Annotated in this window: 17 protein-coding genes; 9 read left to right on the top strand and 8 right to left on the bottom strand. The window is 62.2% G+C overall.

Annotated features, from left to right (window positions below; translation table 11 throughout):
• The first annotated feature begins 20 nt into the window (after positions 1 to 20).
• The 4 genes from pbpC (at position 21) to EKK30_RS11490 (ending at position 5,304) form a co-directional block, all read left to right on the top strand.
• A complete protein-coding gene (gene pbpC, locus EKK30_RS11505) occupies positions 21 to 2,219 on the top strand; it encodes a penicillin-binding protein 1C (RefSeq protein WP_290984952.1) in 2,199 nt (732 codons plus the stop codon).
• A 40-nt stretch (positions 2,220 to 2,259) separates the two neighbouring features.
• Positions 2,260 to 3,120: a methyltransferase domain-containing protein gene (locus EKK30_RS11500; RefSeq protein WP_290984949.1), complete on the top strand. Its 861-nt coding sequence runs from the start codon at positions 2,260 to 2,262 to the stop codon at positions 3,118 to 3,120.
• Between the two features lie 41 nt (positions 3,121 to 3,161).
• Entirely contained in the window at positions 3,162 to 4,274 is a 1,113-nt protein-coding gene (locus EKK30_RS11495; RefSeq protein ID WP_290984946.1) for a poly(3-hydroxybutyrate) depolymerase, read from the top strand.
• 82 nt (positions 4,275 to 4,356) lie between these two features.
• A complete protein-coding gene (locus EKK30_RS11490) occupies positions 4,357 to 5,304 on the top strand; it encodes a hypothetical protein (protein WP_290984943.1) in 948 nt (315 codons plus the stop codon).
• Here the strand turns inward: EKK30_RS11490 and gcvA are convergent.
• The gene (gcvA, locus tag EKK30_RS11485; protein ID WP_290984940.1) at positions 5,301 to 6,281 is read right to left on the bottom strand and encodes a transcriptional regulator GcvA; all 981 of its coding nucleotides are present in this window, start codon (positions 6,279 to 6,281) and stop codon (positions 5,301 to 5,303) included. The two genes, EKK30_RS11490 and gcvA, sit on opposite strands and share 4 nt — an antisense overlap.
• 226 nt (positions 6,282 to 6,507) lie before the next feature.
• Positions 6,508 to 9,231 carry a TIGR02302 family protein gene (locus tag EKK30_RS11480; RefSeq protein WP_290984937.1) on the bottom strand — a complete coding sequence of 908 codons (2,724 nt, stop codon included), beginning with the start codon at positions 9,229 to 9,231 and terminating at the stop codon, positions 6,508 to 6,510.
• Positions 9,232 to 9,503: 272 nt separating this feature from the next.
• Here EKK30_RS11480 and EKK30_RS11475 point away from each other — a divergent pair, with 272 nt between their 5' ends.
• Positions 9,504 to 10,787, top strand: coding sequence for an EAL domain-containing protein (locus EKK30_RS11475; protein WP_290984934.1), 1,284 nt, complete (start codon positions 9,504 to 9,506; stop codon positions 10,785 to 10,787).
• 82 nt (positions 10,788 to 10,869) lie between these two features.
• Here the strand turns inward: EKK30_RS11475 and EKK30_RS11470 are convergent, their stop codons facing one another.
• From EKK30_RS11470 to argH, 5 genes are all read right to left on the bottom strand, one after another.
• Entirely contained in the window at positions 10,870 to 11,700 is an 831-nt protein-coding gene (locus EKK30_RS11470) for a vWA domain-containing protein (protein ID WP_290984931.1), read from the bottom strand.
• 12 nt (positions 11,701 to 11,712) lie between these two features.
• A complete protein-coding gene (locus tag EKK30_RS11465; protein WP_290984928.1) occupies positions 11,713 to 12,066 on the bottom strand; it encodes a helix-turn-helix transcriptional regulator in 354 nt (117 codons plus the stop codon).
• A 62-nt stretch (positions 12,067 to 12,128) separates the two neighbouring features.
• Positions 12,129 to 13,394 carry a diaminopimelate decarboxylase gene (gene lysA / locus EKK30_RS11460; RefSeq protein WP_290984925.1) on the bottom strand — a complete coding sequence of 422 codons (1,266 nt, stop codon included), beginning with the start codon at positions 13,392 to 13,394 and terminating at the stop codon, positions 12,129 to 12,131.
• Positions 13,395 to 13,488: 94 nt separating this feature from the next.
• Positions 13,489 to 13,713, bottom strand: a complete 225-nt coding sequence (locus EKK30_RS11455; RefSeq protein WP_290984922.1) for a lipoprotein — start codon at positions 13,711 to 13,713, stop codon at positions 13,489 to 13,491.
• A 58-nt stretch (positions 13,714 to 13,771) separates the two neighbouring features.
• The gene (argH, locus tag EKK30_RS11450) at positions 13,772 to 15,181 is read right to left on the bottom strand and encodes an argininosuccinate lyase (RefSeq protein WP_290984919.1); all 1,410 of its coding nucleotides are present in this window, start codon (positions 15,179 to 15,181) and stop codon (positions 13,772 to 13,774) included.
• Positions 15,182 to 15,219: 38 nt separating this feature from the next.
• Between argH and EKK30_RS11445 the strand changes: the two genes are divergently transcribed.
• Positions 15,220 to 15,867 carry a TlpA disulfide reductase family protein gene (locus tag EKK30_RS11445; RefSeq protein WP_290984916.1) on the top strand — a complete coding sequence of 216 codons (648 nt, stop codon included), beginning with the start codon at positions 15,220 to 15,222 and terminating at the stop codon, positions 15,865 to 15,867.
• Positions 15,868 to 16,081: 214 nt separating this feature from the next.
• On the opposite strand, the gene EKK30_RS11440 is transcribed toward EKK30_RS11445, so the two are convergent.
• Entirely contained in the window at positions 16,082 to 16,327 is a 246-nt protein-coding gene (locus EKK30_RS11440) for a hypothetical protein (RefSeq protein WP_290984913.1), read from the bottom strand.
• A gap of 229 nt (positions 16,328 to 16,556) precedes the next feature.
• Here EKK30_RS11440 and dapD point away from each other — a divergent pair, with 229 nt between their 5' ends.
• From dapD to dapE, 3 genes are read left to right on the top strand one after another with little or no spacing between them, the layout of a single operon-like run.
• Positions 16,557 to 17,399, top strand: a complete 843-nt coding sequence (gene dapD, locus EKK30_RS11435; protein WP_290984911.1) for a 2,3,4,5-tetrahydropyridine-2,6-dicarboxylate N-succinyltransferase — start codon at positions 16,557 to 16,559, stop codon at positions 17,397 to 17,399.
• Between the two features lie 2 nt (positions 17,400 to 17,401).
• Positions 17,402 to 18,163, top strand: coding sequence for a hypothetical protein (locus EKK30_RS11430; RefSeq protein WP_290984908.1), 762 nt, complete (start codon positions 17,402 to 17,404; stop codon positions 18,161 to 18,163).
• Entirely contained in the window at positions 18,160 to 19,332 is a 1,173-nt protein-coding gene (dapE, locus tag EKK30_RS11425; protein ID WP_290984905.1) for a succinyl-diaminopimelate desuccinylase, read from the top strand. Before EKK30_RS11430 ends, dapE begins: the two co-directional genes overlap by 4 nt.
• Positions 19,333 to 19,413: the final 81 nt, after the last annotated feature.

Here is a 19,413-nt window from a genome sequence, read left to right as displayed (position 1 = left end):
GAGGGGGTGACGAGCCGTCGGTGCCCCCAGCGTCAGCCACCCTCCTCCGGCGCTACGTCCCCTTCTTATCTCGCCTTCGCGCTGCTTCTCCGCCGCGTGAGAAAAGCCGAAATCCATTCACGCTGCGCCGTGTGGCCATTGCGGCTTGCGCGGCATTCTTCGTACTCGCGGCCGGCGCCTGCGGCCTCTACCTCAAAGCCTTCGCCGACGCCGGCCCCCTGCCGCTCGAGAACGCCAGGGCCGTATCGACCACCGTCGTCGACCGCGACGATCGCCTGCTCCGCGCCTTCACGACGACCGATGGCATGTGGCGGTTGCCGCTCGATCCCAAGGACGTCGATCCGCACTACCTGAAAATGCTCTTCGCCTTCGAAGACAAGCGCTTCTATTCGCATCACGGTGTCGACTCGAAAGCCATCCTCCGCGCGGTGATGCAGATGCTGCGCCACGGCCGCATCATATCCGGTGGCTCGACGCTGACGATGCAGGTCGCTCGCCTGCTCGACGGCCGTCACGAGCGCACGGCGGGCGGCAAGCTTCGCCAGATGGCGCGCGCCATCGAACTTGAGCGCACCCTTTCCAAGACGGAGATCCTCAAGCTCTATCTTCGCCTCGCGCCGTTCGGCGGCAATCTCGAAGGTGTTCGCGCCGCCTCGCTCGCCTATTTCGGCAAGGAACCACGCCGCCTCTCGCTCGGCGAAGCTGCTCTTCTTGTCGCCCTCCCGCAGTCACCGGAAATTCGCCGTCTCGATCGCAATCCGAATGCAGCGTTGCGCGCCCGCAATCGCGTGCTCAATCGCGCCGTCGCCGCACACGTCATCACGCTGGCGGAAGCCGAACGCGCCAAGACCGAGCGCATTCCAGCCGCGCGCTACTCGTTTCCTCTGCTCGCTCCCCATCTCGCCGAAGGCGAAGTTGCCGCCCATCCGAGCGAAAGCGTGATCAAGCTGACGCTCGACCGCAATCTGCAAGCGAGCCTGGAAAAGCTCGCGCAGGATCACGCCCGCATGATCGGCGACAACGTTTCGACCGCCGTCATCGTCGCCGACCATCAGACGGGCGAGATTTTGGCTGAGGTCGGCTCCGCCGGATATATGGATAAATCGCGTCAGGGCGCCGTCGACATGGCAACCGCCGTGCGCTCGCCCGGGTCGACGTTGAAGCCGTTCATTTATGGTTTGGCTTTCGAAGCCGGCCTCGCGCATCCCGAAACACTCATCGAGGATCGGCCCGTTCGCTTCGGCAATTACGCGCCGAAGAACTTCGATGAAGGCTATCACGGCACCGTCTCCATTCGCGAGGCGCTGGAGCAGTCGTTCAACATCCCCGCTGTCCGCGTTTTGGCCCGCGTCGGACCGGGCAAGCTCGTTGGCCGCTTCCGCCGTGCCGGCGTCGAAGCTCGCTTCCCAGACAAGTCCGAGCCGACGTTGGCGATGGCACTCGGCGGTACGGGTTTGACGCTCGAGGAACTGACGCAGCTCTACGCCGGCCTCGCGCGCGGCGGCGACAGCATTATGCTGACCCATCGCTGGAACGAGCGCGGCAAGGTCTGGGCGACATCGCATCTGAAGCCGCTCGTCAACGCCCATCGTCTCATGTCACCGCTCGCGGCGTGGTATGTGACGGATGTCCTGAAAGACGCACCGCCGCCGCTCAACGCCAAGGGCGGACGCTTCGCCTACAAGACCGGCACGTCCTATGGTTATCGCGACGCCTGGGCAATCGGCTACGACGGCAAGTATGTGATTGCCGCCTGGGTCGGCCGTCCGGACAATTCGAGCATCCCCGGGCTCGTCGGCCGCAGCGCCGCAGCGCCGATGTTGTTTGACGCCTTCGAGCGTATTCCCGGCGCGCGCGCGCCCTTGCAAGGCGCGCCCGCCAACGTAATCCGCGCGACGAATGCTGAGCTCCCCGCGCCGTTGAAGCGCTGGCGCGACCCGGGCGACGATCCTGTTACAGGCAAATTCCTCGAACCACCGGTTCTCATCTCGTTTCCGCCCGATCAATCCGAAATCGCGACAGCCGATCTCGACGGCGAACCCCTCGTGCTCAAAGCCGATGGTGGCGCACTGCCGCTCACCTGGCTGATCGACGGCAAACCGATCGCTTCGGATGCGCACGCCCGCGAAGTCACGTGGCAGCCCACAGAAGGCTTCGCCAAACTTACCGTTATCGATGCCAAAGGCCGTACCGACCGCTCTTCGATCCGCGTAAGATAACGCGAGCCGCCCGCCCAAAGCGCGGCGATCGGAGCCGGAGATGAAACTTGCCAATGTGCGCCGCGTCTTCGCGCGCCAGATGCTGACGATCGCTGACGCAGCCGACAACAAACGTCTCGAGGACGCCTTCGCAAGCGTGCCGCGCGAGGCGTTCCTGGGTCCGCCGCCATGGCATATCTTGACACCGTGGTCGTACGGCGTGCACGCCGACAAAGATCCTGCCCTCATCTATCAGGACGTCGTCATTGCCATCGACGAAGCCCGCGGCGTAAATAACGGCAGTCCGTCGCTCCATGCGCGCTGGCTGCATCTCGTCGCGCCGCGCGAGGGCGATACCGTCGCCCACATCGGTGCGGGAAACGGCTATTACTCCGCGATCATTTCCGAACTCGTCGGAGCGGCCGGACGCGTCATCGCCGTCGAATACGACGAGAAATCCGCCGCCCGAGCAAAAGACAATCTCGCCGACCGCGCCAACGTCGAAGTCGTTTGCGCCAATGGCTGCGACTGGCCGAAGAGCAAGGTGGATATCGTCTACGTCAACTTTGCCGTGCCACGGCCCGCTGCTCCATGGATCGAAAAGCTGAAAGTTGGCGGGCGTCTGATCTTTCCGCTCGGCGTTCCCCGCATCCCCGGCCAGAACCTGAATTCGGTCGCGTTCCTCATCACGCGCCGCGAAGAAGGCTATGAGGCAACGGCCGTCAGTACGGTCTCGTTCGTTTACGCGGAAGGCTTGACTCCCCAGCCCAGCGCAAATGAGCTTAAGGCCTTGCAGCGAAGCCTTCAGAAGGGTGGCTGGAACGACGTTAAGAGTCTCATCTGGCATAAGGAGGCGGATGAGAAGAAGTGCTGGTATATTGGGCCCAACGCCGCCTTGAGCTTCGACGCCATTACCCGATAGCCTCATTTTCTGAAGCCCCGATTTCTGGAATTCATTCCACCATGCCAGTTCGACGATATCCGCTCGCCCGCCTGCCGCTGATCCTTGCAGCGTTCGCCGCCGCACTGACCGCAGGCTGCAACGACAAAAGCGACAAAGCCGAGACAACGGCAACAACCGCGCGTCCCATTCCCGCGCTCGGCGTCGAACCGGATCAGACCTCGGTGTCTGGTATCAGTTCAGGCGCCTACATGGCCGGTCAATTCCAGATGGCGCATGCCAAGCGCGTCATCGGCGCCGCGATCATCGCGGGCGGACCCTATGGCTGCTCCGAAAGCATTTTCGCCAACACGATGCCCGGCACGGGTACCGCGCTCTTGAACCTCAGCAAGGCCGTGAACGGCTGCATGCTCGATCTCCTCGGCATATGGGGCGTATCCGATCCCGACGAACTTGCACGAAAAGCGGAAGACCGCGCTAAGAAGGGCGAGATCGATCCCATCGCCGACGTCATACGCGATCGCATCTATCTCTTCACCGGAACGGCCGACCGCACGGTGGCCCCATCGATCGTCAGGCACGCGGCAGATTTCTACAAGAAGCTCGGCGTGCCCGATGCGAACGTCGCGCTCGTGTCCGATGTCCCTGCCGGCCATGCGTTCGTGACCGACGACGAGGGCAGTTCCTGCGGTGTTTCGGGCGAGCCATACATCGTCAATTGCAATTACGATCAAGCAGGCGCGCTGTTGAAATTCATCTACGGCGATCTGCAGCCGCGGGCGAGCGCACTCTCTGGCCAATTCATTGATTTCGATCAACGGCCGTTCGTCACCAACAACGACAGCGCCGAGCTTGCCGAAACCGGCGTCGTGTACGTTCCCAAAGCCTGCGCTGAGTCAAAAGGCTGCCGCGTTCACATCGCCTTCCACGGCTGCGAGCAGAATCGCGAAGCGGTGGGCGACACGTTCATCAAGGAGTCGGGCTATGCCCGCTGGGCCGATACGAATCGGATCGTCGTGCTTTTTCCACAGGTGGCGAAGTCGCCGATCAATCCGCAAGGCTGCTGGGATTGGTGGGGTTATACGGGCCCGCAGTATCTGACTCGTGACGCGCCGCAGATTGCCGCAGTAAATCGAATGCTGGATGCCTTGCAAGCGTCTGGAGGAGGCGCATAAAGCCTACCGGCAACTGTGCGGGAAGGCGCAGGCACGCCACGACGAGACCGCCTGATGCGGGCGGCAAACGGGGGGAATGGGAATGCTCGCACGCGAACGCCTGTCTGCACCGCTGTGGTCGCCACCCCGATTTCTCCCCTGGCCATCGACGTCGGCCATCGGCCGCGCGATCCAGATCGCGGCCACCGCAGTCACGATGGGATTGCTCGTCATGGCTGCGCTCCCGGATGATTACGATGACTCATCGGCGACGACGGCCAATCCGCCTGTCTCCACCGCGCGCCAACCGGGCCGCGAAACCGATTTCGGCGCCTACCTCGGCGCGCCGTATCATTACCCGAGCGATTTCCACCTCGTGAAGCCGGGCAACACGGACCTGACGATCAAAAAGATCGATTGGTTCACCGAACCCTTCGAGAACCCGCTCTACTACGGCGTGCGCATTCAGCGCTGGTTCGGCGGACGCTTCGGCTCGATGCTCGACTTCACCCACTCGAAAGTCTACGCGCCCTTCAAACAGGATTTCGAGTTCCAGGGAACGATCGACGGCAAGCCTGCGCCAGCGACGGCGAAGGTCGGCGATTATTTCTCCAAGCTCGAATGGACGCACGGCCACAACATGCTGACGCTGAACGGCCTGATGCGCCTGCCCTCGATCGGCATCGTCTCGCCCTACTTCGGGGGCGGCGCGGGCCTTTCGTTTCCGCATTCGGAAATTCATTTGAAGACCGACGCATCGCGAACCTACGAATATCAATACACCGGCCCCGTCGGGCAGGCGCTGTTCGGTCTCGAGTTCCGTTTGAAGAGCGGCTCTGTGTTCCTCGAATATAAGTTCACGCTTGCCGACTACTGGGGACCGCTCACCGGCCGTGACGGCTCCTGGTATCCTATCGATATGTGGCGGCAGTTCTCGCGCTGGTGGAAGGGCGAAGAGCCACGTGACGGCTGGGCGGGTGCGCGGCTGACGAGCCACCAGGTGATCGGCGGTTTCCTGACACGGTTCGTACCGAAGCCGGCCGCGCCCTAACGCGCGGCCACACGCCCTCGGCGCGCCGAAGGTTTGGATTTGGCCAGCGTTCGGCTTATCTCCGCGCGCACCGCAGTCGTTTTGGCAAGTTTCGCTGTGAAGGCTTTGAGTTCAGCTTCTAGCCACGCTTCGAATGCGGATGCCGCCTCTGTCACCCTCGCTCCGGGCCGACGAACCAGATAATACGCGTAACGCGTCGCCACCACTTCGAACGGCCGCACGAGATACCCGGCGGCGAGCGCATCTCCCGCTTGGATCTGATCGGCAAGCGCTAGCCCCTGGCCAGCCTCCGCCGCAGCGATTGCGAGATCGCCGTTGAGTGTCGGCCCCGATGGCGTCACCCGATCGGCGATGCCCGCCGCCGCGAGCCACGCGTTCCAGCATTCTTTCGCCGTCTCCTGGATCAGGCGTTCGCCATCGAGATCGGCGGGCTTGGAGATCGGATGCGCGCTGAGGAACTGCGGACTGCAGACGAGGGTCAGCTCCGCATCGGCAAGCTTCTTGGCATCGACGCCGTCCCATGCGCCGCCGCCCCAGCGAATACCGAAGTCGATATCTTCTTTCGCGAAATCGACGAGCCGTGGGCTGGCGTCGATTTCGAGTTCGATGCCGGGATGGAGCGCGGTGAACCGGCCGAGGCGCGGCACCAGCCAGAGCGCGGCGAACGACGGGTCCGACGTTACCCGAAGACGCCGCTTGCGCCGCGATGGCTTCGCGAACCGGCTCGCCGCCGCCGCGATGATGTCGAAGCCTGTCGTAAGCTCCTGCGCAAGTGCGCGGCCGACTTCGGTGAGTTCCACGCCCCGGCCGGTTCTCTCGAAGAGCGGCGTGCGAAACTCCGCTTCGAGTGCGCGCACATGCCGGCTGATGGCGGCGTGCGTCACGTTGAGTTCGGCGGCCGCGCGCGAAAAGCTCGCCAGCCGCGCAGCGGCTTCGAAGGCTTTGAGCGAATTGAGCGGCGGCAATCTGCGTGACATGGACCGACATGTAACAAAAACTTACAGGTCATGTAAAGCAATGCCGTTTGTTCCGCGCGCCCATGAAGCGCACCGTTCTCCGCAGCACATTACCTCGGAGAACGCACATGCTGCGTGCCATCGAACATCTGATCGAGCGGATCGAAGCGCTCTTCTTCCCCGACCGACGGCCTCTAGGCCGTCAGCGTTGATGGAGGCATCGGAAGCAGTCGCGCGGTCGCTCGACTTAGAACCGCTTCAACAGCCGGTCGATGTATTCGAGTTCGTCCTGCGGACGCAGGCTTTCGCCGGACCGTTTGCGCAGCTCTTCCAGAATTTCGCGGGCGCGCTGCGCGTCGATCGCATCCGGCACTTTCACCGAGTTGCCGAAGTCCGGCCCCTGCGCGCGCTGCGGCCGCCCGAACGGATCGCGCGGGGATGAACCGCCGCGGCCAAGACGCTGCTGCGCGTTCTGCTGCATCTGCTGCGCCATTTGCTGGGCGCTCTGGCGCATCTGATCGAGCGCCTGGCCTTGCTGGTTGGCCGCCTCGTCGAGATCGCCCTGCTTCAGCGCATCCTCGGCCTTGCCCATCGAATCCTGCGCGTTCCCGAGCTTATCGGGATCGCCGGCGCCCATCTGCTCGAGATCCTTCTTCAGCTTGTCGAGTTCGTTGCGAAGCTGCGCCTGCCGGTCTTGCAGGCTGCCCTTGCCGCGCCGCTGCTGCTGTCCGCCCGGACGGCCACCCTCGCCCTGCTGTCCTTCGCCTTGCTCGCCGCCGCCGTCCTGGTCGGCCTGCATGCCTTCCTGGCCGCCGCGCTGCTGCTGGCCCTGGCCCTTTTGACCGTTCTTGCCCGCGTGGGGTGATCCCTGCCCCTGCTGATCCTGCTGCGAGCCACCCTCGCCTTCCTGCTTTCGCCGCTCGCCGAAGGTATCGTCCATCAGCTGCTGCTGCTTGCCGGTGAGATCGCTGAGTTCGTTGAGCTTCTTCATCATCTGCTGGGCGCGCTGCTGCTGCGCCCGCGCTTCCGGCGAGTTCGCCGCCTGCAGGCGATCCATCAGCTCGCGCATTTCCGACAGCATTTGCTCGGCCTCTTCGCGCGAGCCCTCGCGCGCGCTCTTTTCAAGATCCTTCATCATCTGATCGAGATCTTGCTGGCCGAGCTGATCGTTTTGGTCGTTCTGCTGATCGCCGGGAGACGGGTTCTCCTTCTCGGCGTTTTTCTGCATCTCGTTGAGGTAATCGTTGAGCCGCTTCTTCAGCTCCGCCATCGCGTCCTGGATGTCCTTGTCGTCGCCCTTCTGAATGGCGTCCGAAAGTCGATCCTGTGCATCTTTCAGCGCCTTTTCCGCCTGCGAGAGATCGCCATCCTCGACCTTCAACGCGATCTGCCACAGATCCGCGATCGCCCCGTTGATCGTTTCGCGTGAGCCATCGCGATCGAGGCGGTGGAAAACCGAACGCATGCCGAGAAACACGCCGTCATCGGTGATGAAACCTTCAGGCTCCATCGTCAGAGCATCGAGTGCGCGAACGACCATCGGCCGGTAGCGCGAATCTTCTGCGAGCAGACGGCGCTGTTCGACGAGCGCGCGCGCCAAGGGATTCTTGAAGCGACGAGCAGGCAGCACGATTTGGATCGGCTTGCTGCGTCCGATCTGTCCACCGACGTCCGTCGCCTCGAGCCAAAGCTCCACGCGCTGACCGGCGAGCGGATTTTCGCCTACTTCGATCAGCGTCGACGTGTCGACCGTCTTGGCCCCGGGGCGCGGGATCTTGAGGCTCATGACCGGAGGCGGCTCCGGCGGCAACGGCGTTCCGACGATCGGCGGCGGCTGCGCCCAGGCCTTCGACGGATCGACGGGCGGCGGCGGCAGCTTGCGCACTTTCACCTCGGCGCTTTGCACGCCGTAATCATCTTCAGCCTTATAGACCACGCGCATCGAACCGCGCGGTGTCCCGCTGATGTCTTTCGTCAACGCAATCTTCGGAAGTTCGTCGGCAACGACGTCGAACGTCCATAATCCGAGCTCACGGCTGCCATTGAGCGCCCGCACGCGCGCCGACTTGCGGATCTCGTAGCGGACTTCTGAAACGTTGGATGCCCCCGCATTCGACGCGACGGCCTCTTTCGCGGGTTCGCCAGCCTTCGGCTTCTCCGGCTCGACGATGACGGGTTCTGTCGCGCCGTCGGCCAGAACCTCGAGCTTGACCCCGCTGCCATCAAAGCCGACGCCGCGCAGGGTGAGCTGGCTCTTGTCCGGCACTTCGAAGAACTTGCCGCGCTCCTGCGCGTCCTCGCTCGCCTGCTTCGATCCATCCGCAAGAAGGATCGGAGGCAGCGCGGTGTAAGGTGGTGGCGTGACCCAAGCGTCCATCCGCGCAGGCGGACCCTGCTCGGCTGAGGCAAAGCGGAATGCCGACGCCAGCCGGTCACCCAAATTGCCCGTCGTCATCGCCGCGACCGGGATGAGCAGCAGGAGCAGCAGACCGCGCAGCGCCCAGGGATCGAGCCGATCCGTTCGCGGCGCAGGATTGCCGACTTTCAGCCTTTGAATGGCGCGCGCCAAACGCTGCCGATGTGCCTCCCACAGGGCAACCGTCGCCGTATCAGATGCGCCGGACGTAAGCGTGTCTTCGTAGGATGTCGCCGGACGGTGAGGGACGCCGGAACGGCGCTCGATGCGCCGGATCGCTTCATCCCGCGTCGGCCACGGAATCCGGACCGCATAGATGATGGCGGCAATCGCCGCCGCTCCGAAGCCGAGGAGCAGGATCTTGTGCGGCAGCGGCTCGAGATTGGGCCATAGGCCAAGAAACGACAGGATCGCGAACAGCATCGCCACGCCGATGACCAGCCACAACCGCGGCCAAAGGCGTTCGAAAAACAACGCAAACGTGCTGAGACGGACTTTCCGCGCGAACGATCGCGACATCTCGGGACCGGGGTCCCTGCTCGTGGGGGCTGCCATGCAAGTTAAGCTATCACGGCCCTCCGGACCCGCACGTTAACAAAACGCAAACTTCCCCTGGTTAGGCGTGGCCAGCGCGTTACGTTCTTCCGAAGAACGTATTTGATCCCGAGAGAAATCCCCGTTCCATCAGGAGTTGCCGCAGACGTGTCAATTCGCCCGCATTTAACGAGGCAACCAGAGATTGACCGTGTTTGGTAAATGAGTATCAAGCCCAGATTGGACGCATACGGAAGTGTCCCGGCGTAGCCGACCTAGACCAAGGAAGAATAATGCTCGTTCCCACACTTGGCGACAGCGGATCAACCGTTGGCGCCCGCTTGTCTTTCGCGATTGAGAATGAGCATATTTGGCCGGCATTTCAACCAATTGTCGATATTCGATCAGGTGCGTTGCGAGGCTTCGAGGTCCTGGCGCGATGGACCGATCCGGCCCGCGGCGCGATCCCGCCCGCCGAATTCATTTTGGAACTGGAACAGCACGATCTTATTGATCGGCTCTTCAACCATCTGGTGCAGCTGGCTTGCCCCGTAGCCGCAACTTGGCCCGGCAAATTCTTCCTGGCGTTCAACCTCTCGCCTAAGCAGTTGATCCAGAACGGCTTCCCGAGGACGTTCGCCGACACCGTCCGTGTCACCGGATTTCCCCTCGACCGGTTCCAGGTCGAAGTTACCGAAGGTTCGCTGATCTCCGACGAGGAGGCGGCCTACGCCCACGTCGCGGAACTCGATGGCATGGGGATCAAAGTCGCACTCGACGATTTCGGCACCGGCTATTCGAGCCTTGCCCGGCTCGAAGCGTTTCCCTTCCGCAAGCTCAAGATCGACGCCCGCTTCGTTCGCGCGCTTCACCGCGACCGAAGCAAGAGGCGCATCGCCGCCGCCATCATCGGCCTTGGGCAGAGCCTTGCCATCACGGTCGTCGCCGAAGGCGTGGAAACACCCGAAGAGGAGGCCGTGCTGCGCGAACTGGGCTGCGATTTGGGACAAGGCTGGCTGTACGGTAAGCCCATGGCGCCTGCAGACGCGCGGCGCGCCCTCGATGAGTTTGCGTCCGGCGAAGAGACGAGCGAACCGCTCGACGATTCCCCCTTCCAGCAGCTGCACCAGCTCGCCACGCTCTACAAGCAGGCACCGGTCGGCCTCTGCTTTTTGGATATGAACTTCCGCCACGTTCGCGCCAACGACAGGTTCGCAAGCATTCACAACATGACGGGCCTCGAACTCGAAGGCAAAACCATTTGGGACGTGATGAGCGGCCCGACCTTGGCGACCGTGAAGCGCATCCTCGACCAATCGAAGCTGAGCGATGACCCGATCACCGAAAGCTACATATTCGGCGACAGGCACTTGCGCGTGATCTGCACCCGCGTCGTCGATCTCGCCGGCGAAGTGATCGGGTTTTCAGGTGTCAGCATCGATACCGAAGCCCCGTCTGAAACCTGCTTGCGCGTGCTCGACAGCGCGATGGCCTTTAGGAAGCACCCGCCCACACTTCGCCGTTGCCCTGGCTGCAGCGGCAATCCGCAATCGCCAGCAAGCGCCTTACAGAACTGAGCGGCGCGCCTGTAGAATCAAACGTTCCAATGAAAACAGGCCGGAATCGCTCCCGGCCTGCATTCTCGATTCGCTGCAATTTTTATTTGCGCCAAGCGTCCTCGTTGGCGCCCGACCAAGTGTCGGCCTCACGCGCTGGAGGAGCTTTCGGCATGGTCGCCCCCGACGGCTTGCGGTTAAAAAATTTCTTCTTCAAGCCGCTACCTGAAGCGCCCAGAAGCCCGCGTCCGCCGGTGCTATCTCCCATCGCCGCGCGCGTTTCTGGCGAGAATTTTTCGTTATCGACGAACATTCGCCTCGCGGAAACGGACGGGGCAGCGGCGTAGACGGCATTTGCTTCGGCCATCGCATCCATTGATGCCCTCAGACAGGCTTGGTCGACTGCTATGCTCGCAACGTTTGCAGATTGCACACCCATGCGAATGCCTTCACGCGCGCTCTCGAGCCCAGCGCCGAGAAAGAGCACCAGCCAGCCCTTCTTCTGACGCTCATCGAGAAGCGCTTTGATGCTTTCATAGGTATGCTTGCGGCTCGAATTCTCTAATCCGTCCGTCACGACCACCAGGATTGCGTTGTCGTCACGCGCGCGTCGATCGAGACCGTCGATTCCCCGTCCGACCGCGTCCAGCAGGGGCGTGCCGCTGCGTGGCTCGAATTCGTCGCGTGCGATGTCCCTCGTCGCGACGAGGTCGCCGCGCCGAATGACGTCGTAGGCCTCGGTATCGAAGATTGCGAGTTCGAAATCAGAATCTTTCAGGTTTTGATCGGCGCGGGTCTTGGTCAGGTAGGCGTTCACGCTTTCGATTGTGGCGTCGCGGCAGGCGTCCATCGACCCGGATCGGTCGAGAACCATCGTGATAGCGGTCTTGGTCGGCTTCGAAGTGGACTGAGCTTCCGGTGTATCTTCCGTCATGTCGTCGTCCTTTCAGCTTTCCCAGATGTCCTTGTCGCTCTTGAGCATCCGGGTGATGGCCGCCAGTTTTCCCTCCGACGCGCGCAATCGCGTCTGGAGGTCGGCGACCTCCGTGTCGACGGGGTTTGCAAACAGCAGGGACGGATCGAGACGAACCTCTTCGCAGGCCACTAGAAATTGCCTGAGCGTCATATCGGTGGCGCCGTTCTCGATGCGCGAATATTGGCTGTTCGATAGCCCCATCGCATCTGCGACTGTCGATTGCGTCAGACCTGAAAGCTTGCGCGCATTCGCAAGCCGCTCGCAGATCTCTGCGATGCGGTCATCGATGCTTTTAGGCTTCGGGCGCTTCGACATGAATTGCATGTAGTGCAATTCGAGTTTGCGTCAAGTGCAAACAGAAAAAACGCGATAAAAACTTTTTTGGCCTAAAGCCACGGTGGCAGATGATCGGCGGACATCAGATCGTCATAGCTGGGTCTTGGCCGGACGACCGCGTAGGCGTCCCCGTTGACGAGAACTTCTGGCACCAGCAGACGGCTATTGTATGTCGATGACATCACCGCGCCGTACGCGCCCGCTGTCATCACCGCGATGAGATCACCGGGTCCGACCGGCGGTAACGTCCGGTCCTCCGCGAGAAAATCTCCCGTTTCGCAGACCGGGCCGACAATATCCTGCTGGATCGGCGAGAGGTCGCTACACGCCTCCCGCACCGGCCAGATGTCGTGATAGGCCTCATAGAGCGTTGGCCGAATGAGGTCGTTCATGGCGGCATCCACGATCGTGAAAGTCTTGTCGGCGCCTTCCTTGACGTAGATGACCTTCGTCACGAGCACGCCGGCGTTGCCCACGATCATGCGGCCCGGCTCCATGACGATCTTGAGACCGAGGCTGCCGAGCTGCTCCTTCACCACGGCCGCGTATTCGTCCGGCGTCGGGGGAATATCGTTCGCGCCACGGTAGGGCACGCCAAGTCCGCCGCCTATGTCGAGATGCTCGAGCGCCAGACCGTGCGCCTTGAGATCGCGCGCGAGATCCGCCATCAGCCGAAAGGCGTCCCGGAATGGCGCGAGATCGGTGATCTGGCTGCCTATGTGCATATGAATGCCGGAGATCTTGATGCCCGGCAGCTTAGCGGCCTCGGCGTAAAGACGGCGCGCATCGACGTAAGGCACGCCGAACTTGTTCTCCGCCTTGCCGGTGGAGATCTTCGCATGTGTTTTAGCGTCGACGTCCGGATTGACCCGGATCGCAATTGACGCGGTTTTGCCGGCAGCGCTCGCGACGTCGCTGAGGGCTTGAAGCTCGGGCTCGCTCTCGACATTGAAGCCGAGAATGCCCTGTTCGAGCGCGTAGCCCATTTCATCCCGCGTCTTGCCGACACCCGCGAAGATGATCTTCGATGCCGGAACGCCGGCGGCGCGCGCGCGGCGCAGCTCACCTTCCGAGACGACATCCATGCCCGCGCCGAGCTGCGCCATCGTCTTCAGCACGGCCTGGTTCGAGTTGGCTTTAACGGCAAAGCAGATGAGCGCGTTCTGGCCAGCGAACGCTTTGGCCAGAACCTCGTAGTGCCGAACGAGCGTTGCCGTCGAATAGCAATAGAACGGAGTTCCGACCTCCGCAGCGACCTGCGCGAGGCTCACATCCTCCGCATGGAGGATACCTGCCTTGTAGTGGAAATGATGCATGGAAACGCTTCTAGCGGATGAGAAGCATCCGCTTCACCGGAAAATGCCCGAAAGGTCAAGCTGTCGTTGCGGCTGCCGGATCAACAGCCAGCCGCTAGCGCAGCAACGGGTCCAGAATGAAGGACTCGTGCGGCTTCGGCGGCGCGTCCGAATTCTTGCCCGGATCCGCAGCGTTGGCCGACTTCGCTTCACCTGCCGCCTTGGCGCCCGGCGGCGGCTCCAGCGGTCCCTTGACGCCACAGCCCGCAAGCCCGATTGCCGCGGCGCTGAGAAGTGCCACGGTCATCAACGTTTTCGAGCTGCGCAAAAGCGCGGCCATGCTGAAATCACTCCCAAACCCCGTCAGCCCGCTGCTGCAGGCTACCGTCCCAGAATTTTTAGACCTTCCCGCGTCCCTTTTCCAACCTGCGAAGCCACTGACGCGCCATTTTGACGACGTTCTGTGGCGCGGTTCCCCCATAGCTGGTCCGGCTTTTCACCGAATTCTCCACAGACAGCACCGAGAATACGGCTTTTGTGATGCGCGGCTCGACCTTTTGCATCTCTTCGAGTGAAAGCTGATCGAGATCGATTCCCTTCGTCTCGGCCGCCTTGACGATCGAACCGGTGACGTGATGCGCCTCCCGGAACGGCATCTTCAGCTCCCGCACCAGCCAGTCTGCCAGATCGGTCGCAGTCGAATAGCCCCGCCCGGCCGCCGCCCGCATGGCGTCGACGTTGGGCTCCAGATCGGCGACCATGCCAGCCATCGCCGCCATGACGAGACGCAGGCTCGACAGCGCGTCGAACGTCGTTTCCTTGTCTTCCTGCATGTCCTTTGAATAGGCGAGCGGAAGACCTTTCATCACGATGACCAGGCCTTGGAATGCCGCGGCGATGCGCCCGACCTTGGCGCGGGCAAGCTCGGCGGCATCCGGATTGCGCTTCTGCGGCATGATCGACGACCCTGTCGTGAAGCGATCCGACAGCTTCACGAAGCCGAACTGCGGCGTCATCCAGATCACGATCTCTTCGGCGAGGCGGGAGAAATGCACGGCCGTGATGGTCGCGGCCGCCAGCGTTTCCATCGCAAAGTCGCGATCCGACACGCCGTCGAGCGAATTGGCCATCGGCCGGTCGAATCCGAGCGCTTCCGCCGTTTTCTCACGATCGATCGGGAATGACGTGCCGGCGAGCGCCGCCGACCCGAGCGGGCTTTCATTGAGCCGCTTGCGCGCATCCGCGAACCGGCCGCGATCGCGCGCGATCATCTCGACGTACGCCAATAGATGATGACCGAACGTCACAGGCTGGGCAGGTTGCAGATGCGTAAAACCCGGCATGACCGTGCCGGCATGCTTTTCCGCCTTATCGGCAAGAGCCCACTGCACTTTTTCCAGCGCGGTATCGATGCCGTCGACGGCATCGCGCACGAACAAGCGGAAATCGGTCGCCACTTGGTCGTTGCGCGAGCGCGCGGTGTGAAGGCGCCCTGCCGCCGGGCCGATCATATCCTTGAGCCGGCTTTCGACGTTCATGTGGACGTCTTCGAGAGCCCTGGAGAACTCGAACGTGCCCGCGTCGATCTCCGCCTTGATCTTGTCCAAGCCCTTTGTGATCTCACGCGCATCCGCTTTCGTGATAATGCCGGCTTCCGCCAGCATCTCGGCGTGCGCCTTCGAGCCGCGAATGTCCTGGGGTGCAAGCGCCTTGTCGAACCCGATCGAGGCATTTATCTCCTGCATGATCTCCGCAGGAGACATTGCAAAACGGCCACCCCACATGGCGTTGGCGGGCTTGTCGGTCACGAACGGCTCCGTAGTCGAATAGCGAACAAGGTTACCAGGTGGCAGCGAGAAATGCGGCACGGCCCTCGAGGGCTCTTTGGATTGTGGCGCTCTCGGCGCTGCTCGGGTTCGGCGCCGTATACGTTATCGGGGGCCGGTTCGACAACGGAGGCCCGGCAAATTCTGGCGCTGTCGCCCAGAATATGTCGGCTCCTGAGGTCGGCGCATCGGGAGACGCGTCATTTAAGCTCGGCGAAATGGCAGCTTTCGTCACGAAGAAATCACCTGAGGCGCTCCCCGACATCACCTTCCAGGACGCGGCGGGCAAGGAGATCCACCTCTCGAGCCTCAAGGGCAAGACCGTCCTCCTCAATCTCTGGGCCACGTGGTGCGGGCCTTGTCGCGAGGAAATGCCGGCGCTGAACAACCTCCAGAAGGAGCTTGGCAGCGATAAGTTCGAGGTGATCGCCCTGAGCCTCGACCGCGCGGGCTACGAAGCCTCGCGCAAGTTCCTGGATGACCTGAAAGCCAATGACGTGAAGCTCTACGCCGACCCGACCGCCAAGCAGGGCATGGCTCTGAAGCTCATCGGCATGCCGACCACCATCCTGATCAACAAGGACGGCTTGGAGGTCGGCCGCATCGCCGGCGAGGCAAAATGGGACTCCGCTGACGCCAAGAAGCTGATCCAGGAAACGATCAACTAAGTCGGGTGATGGCATCAATTGTCATCCCCGGCTTGTCCTGGGATCCAACTGGCATCAGCGCGGCCCAAAATAGATCCTCGGCATAAAGCCGAGGATGACAGTTCAGAACGTTGGGATTTCCGCAAAACCGCGAGCGCCCCGGAGTGGATTATCCGGGACAGCGCATTTACGGCACACGTGGAACCTAAGCTCGATGTCTTAGGAGGCGGGTCACTTACTTCTTCTTCGTCTTCTGCGTCAGCGCCGATGCGGCTGCGGACTTGGCGGCCTTACTGGCGGACTTGCTGCGCAGGACTTTGGATGCTTCCTTTGCGACGCGGGCGCTCGTCGTTTCGGTGCTTCCCTTCTGCGTCAACGCCGAAGCCGCAACCGATTTTTCCATCTTGCTCGCCGACTTGCTTCGCAGGACCTTCGAGGCCGCCGACGCAACCTTTTTGCTTGTGCTTTCCGATTTCGCCATGGACTTCGCTTTCTTGTTGAAGCGGCCGCGGAGGCGCGGTCCGACGGGGGCGAACCTTGCCAGATTCGAATGACGGGCGAAATCATCCGCCTGCCGAAAAGGTGAGTCGCCTGCCGCCAGGCGCCACGCAACTGCGCGGTAGCCGCGCTCCCACCGAATTGACACCCCGCCCCCGAGAGGCGACAAGCGCCTCTCAAAAGACGCCAGCAGCATCGGAGACTTCCTTCCCATGGCCCACGACGACCTGAAATCCACGATCGAGACGGCCTGGGAGACCCGAGACGGCATTTCTTTCGAAACAATAGGCGCCGTTCGCGACGCGGTCGAAACCGCACTGAACCTTCTCGATAAAGGTGAGGCGCGCGTCGCCGAAAAAGTAAATGGCGCCTGGACCGTCAATCAGTGGCTCAAGAAGGCCGTGCTCCTGTCGTTCCGTCTCAATGACATGGAAACGATCTCGGGCGGCCCGGCAGGCAGCTTCTACTGGGATAAGGTGCCGCCGAAGTTCGCCGGCTGGACCGAAGCCGATTTCCGCAAGGGCGGCTTTCGCGTGCTGCCCGGCGCTATCGTCCGCCGCTCCGCCTATATTGCCCCGGGCGCCGTCCTGCTGCCCGCCTTCGTCAACCTCGGCGCCTACGTCGATAGCGGCACGATGGTGGACACCTGGGCGACGGTCGGCAGCTGCGCGCAGATCGGCAAGAACTGCCACATCTCCGGCGGCGCCGGCATCGGCGGCGTGCTCGAACCGCTCCAGGCCGGACCGGTCATCATCGAGGACAATTGCTTCATTGGCGCCCGCGCGGAAGTCGCCGAGGGCGTCGAGGTCGGCGAAGGCTCGGTCCTGTCGATGGGCGTCTATCTCGGCGCCTCGACGACGATCATCGACCGCGCCACGGGCGAAAAGTTCTTTGGCAAGGTCCCGCCGTACTCGGTCGTCGTGTCCGGCACGATGCCAGGAAAGCCGCTTCCCAATGGCGAACCCGGCCCCAACCTCTATTGCGCCGTGATCGTCAAACGCGTCGATCAGAAGACCCGTTCGAAGACCAGCATCAACGAACTTTTGCGGGATTGATCGTGACAACGCGCCGGAATTATCGCGCACTCGATGCGGGCCGGATAATCGAGAGCCTTGAGCTTCTCGTCCGCCGCATCGAGGAGCGTTTTCCGCGCGCCGGCCTCGCCGACGTTTGCCGCGAACTCGTCGACCTCGCGAAAGAAACGACGGTCAAGACGCGCAAGATCACCCGCCCGCACCTCTTCCTCCGCTTCATCATCTGGGTCGCGATCACCGCGGGTCTCGGTCTCCTTATAGCCGTTGCCCAGCTGATCTTCTCGGGCACAAAAGCGACCGACGATCTCTACGGCACGCTGCAGGGCATCGACTCCGGTTTCAACATCGTCGTGCTCATGGGAGCGACGCTTTTCTTCGTCTCCTCACTCGAGACGCGTTGGAAGCAGCGCTCCGCTTTGAAGGCAATCCACGAGTTTCGCTCAATCGTCCACGTCATCGACATGCACCAACTGACGAAGGACCCGAGCATGATGGGTGCCGCGCGCACGTCAAGTTCGCCCGATCGCGACCTCACGCCGTTCGAGTTGGTGCGCTATCTCGATTACTGTTCCGAGATGCTTTCGCTCACCGCGAAACTCGCCTCGCTCTACGCCGAGAAGCTGAGCGATCCGGTGATCATCGATACCGTCGGCGACATCGAGCGATTGACCTCCGACCTTTCAGGCAAGATTTGGCAGAAGATCACAATCGTCCAGAGCCTAGAAGGCCGCGACATCCCGTTGCCATCTGTCGAGCAGCTCATTAACAATCCCACAGCATCATGACCCTCGTCCCAACAGACCCCGTCGCACTCGCGCAGGCGCTGATCCGCTGCGAGAGCGTGACACCGGATGAAGCCGGCGCGCTGACGCTGTTGCAGAACGTGCTCGAGCCCGCGGGCTTCACGTGCCATCGTCTCGTATTTTCCGAGCCGGGAACCCCTGACGTCGACAATCTCTATGCGCGGCTTGGCAACGGGCGCCCGCATCTCTCGTTCGCCGGCCACACCGATGTCGTACCCGTCGGCAACGCGGCCGCCTGGACCGTGCCGCCGTTCGCAGGCGACGTCCGCGACGGCATTCTCTACGGGCGGGGCGCCGTCGACATGAAGGGCTGCATCGCCGCGTTCGTGGCGGCGACCCTGAAATACATCCATCATTTTAACGGCCTGCCCAGGGGTTCGCTGTCGTTCATCATCACGGGTGACGAGGAAGGCGCCGCCATCAACGGCACGATGAAAATTCTCGACTGGTTGAAGGCGCGCGACGAAGTGATCGACGCCTGCCTCGTCGGCGAGCCATCGAACCCCACCGCTCTCGGCGACGAAATTCGCATTGGCCGGCGCGGCTCATTGACGATCGATCTTGTGGTTCACGGCAAGCAGGGACACTCGGCCTATCCGCAGTTGGCAGACAATCCGGTGCCGAAACTTGCTCGCATCATCGATCGCTTGTCGACCACCACGCTCGATGAGGGCACGGAAGCCTTCCAGCCGTCGAACCTGCAGGTGACCGTCATTTCGGTTCCCAATACGGCAACCAACGTAATCCCTGGCCGCGCCGTGGCGCGCGCAAACATCCGCTATAACGATTTCTGGACGCGGGCCAAAATCGAGGAATGGGTTCGCGACAATGTCGCTGCCGCGGCAGACGAGGTCGGCGCTAAATACGATCTGGAATTCTCCGGCACCGGCGATGTCTTCCTCACCAAACCAGGACCGCTCGTATCGACGCTGAAGGATGCGGTGAAATCGATCACCGGACGCACGCCAGCGCTGACGACCGGCGGCGGCACATCGGATGCGCGCTTTATCAAGGACATTTGTCCCGTGGTTGAGTTTGGTCTCGTCAACGCCACCATCCATCAGGTCGACGAAAACACCAGCGTTTCCGACCTCGAAACGCTGACGACGATCTACGAGCGCTTCATCACGAATTATTTCCGCAACGGCTGACGGACGCCCGCGAGGAAATGGCAGATTGAAAATAAAAAAGGCTGCCGTGACCTCCGGCAGCCTTTCGCAATTCTACGCCAA

It is taken from the genome of Hyphomicrobium sp. (assembly GCF_003987855.1).
Lineage (GTDB): Bacteria > Pseudomonadota > Alphaproteobacteria > Rhizobiales > Hyphomicrobiaceae > Hyphomicrobium_B.
The sequence above is the reverse complement of the archived record's forward strand: the minus strand, read 5'-3'. Positions and strand labels throughout refer to the sequence as shown.

What these genes read in the sequence shown, in the direction of transcription:
- EKK30_RS11465 (WP_290984928.1), bottom strand. Translation starts at nt 12,066, where the DNA reads ATGCAATTCATGTCGAAGCGCCCGAAGCCTAAAAGCATCGATGACCGC.
- gcvA (WP_290984940.1), bottom strand. Translation starts at nt 6,281, where the DNA reads ATGTCACGCAGATTGCCGCCGCTCAATTCGCTCAAAGCCTTCGAAGCC.
- EKK30_RS11495 (WP_290984946.1), top strand. Translation starts at nt 3,162, where the DNA reads ATGCCAGTTCGACGATATCCGCTCGCCCGCCTGCCGCTGATCCTTGCA.
- EKK30_RS11470 (WP_290984931.1), bottom strand. Translation starts at nt 11,700, where the DNA reads ATGACGGAAGATACACCGGAAGCTCAGTCCACTTCGAAGCCGACCAAG.
- EKK30_RS11440 (WP_290984913.1), bottom strand. Translation starts at nt 16,327, where the DNA reads ATGGCGAAATCGGAAAGCACAAGCAAAAAGGTTGCGTCGGCGGCCTCG.
- lysA (WP_290984925.1), bottom strand. Translation starts at nt 13,394, where the DNA reads ATGCATCATTTCCACTACAAGGCAGGTATCCTCCATGCGGAGGATGTG.
- EKK30_RS11455 (WP_290984922.1), bottom strand. Translation starts at nt 13,713, where the DNA reads ATGGCCGCGCTTTTGCGCAGCTCGAAAACGTTGATGACCGTGGCACTT.
- EKK30_RS11490 (WP_290984943.1), top strand. Translation starts at nt 4,357, where the DNA reads ATGCTCGCACGCGAACGCCTGTCTGCACCGCTGTGGTCGCCACCCCGA.
- dapD (WP_290984911.1), top strand. Translation starts at nt 16,557, where the DNA reads ATGGCCCACGACGACCTGAAATCCACGATCGAGACGGCCTGGGAGACC.
- dapE (WP_290984905.1), top strand. Translation starts at nt 18,160, where the DNA reads ATGACCCTCGTCCCAACAGACCCCGTCGCACTCGCGCAGGCGCTGATC.
- EKK30_RS11475 (WP_290984934.1), top strand. Translation starts at nt 9,504, where the DNA reads ATGCTCGTTCCCACACTTGGCGACAGCGGATCAACCGTTGGCGCCCGC.
- EKK30_RS11500 (WP_290984949.1), top strand. Translation starts at nt 2,260, where the DNA reads ATGAAACTTGCCAATGTGCGCCGCGTCTTCGCGCGCCAGATGCTGACG.
- EKK30_RS11480 (WP_290984937.1), bottom strand. Translation starts at nt 9,231, where the DNA reads ATGGCAGCCCCCACGAGCAGGGACCCCGGTCCCGAGATGTCGCGATCG.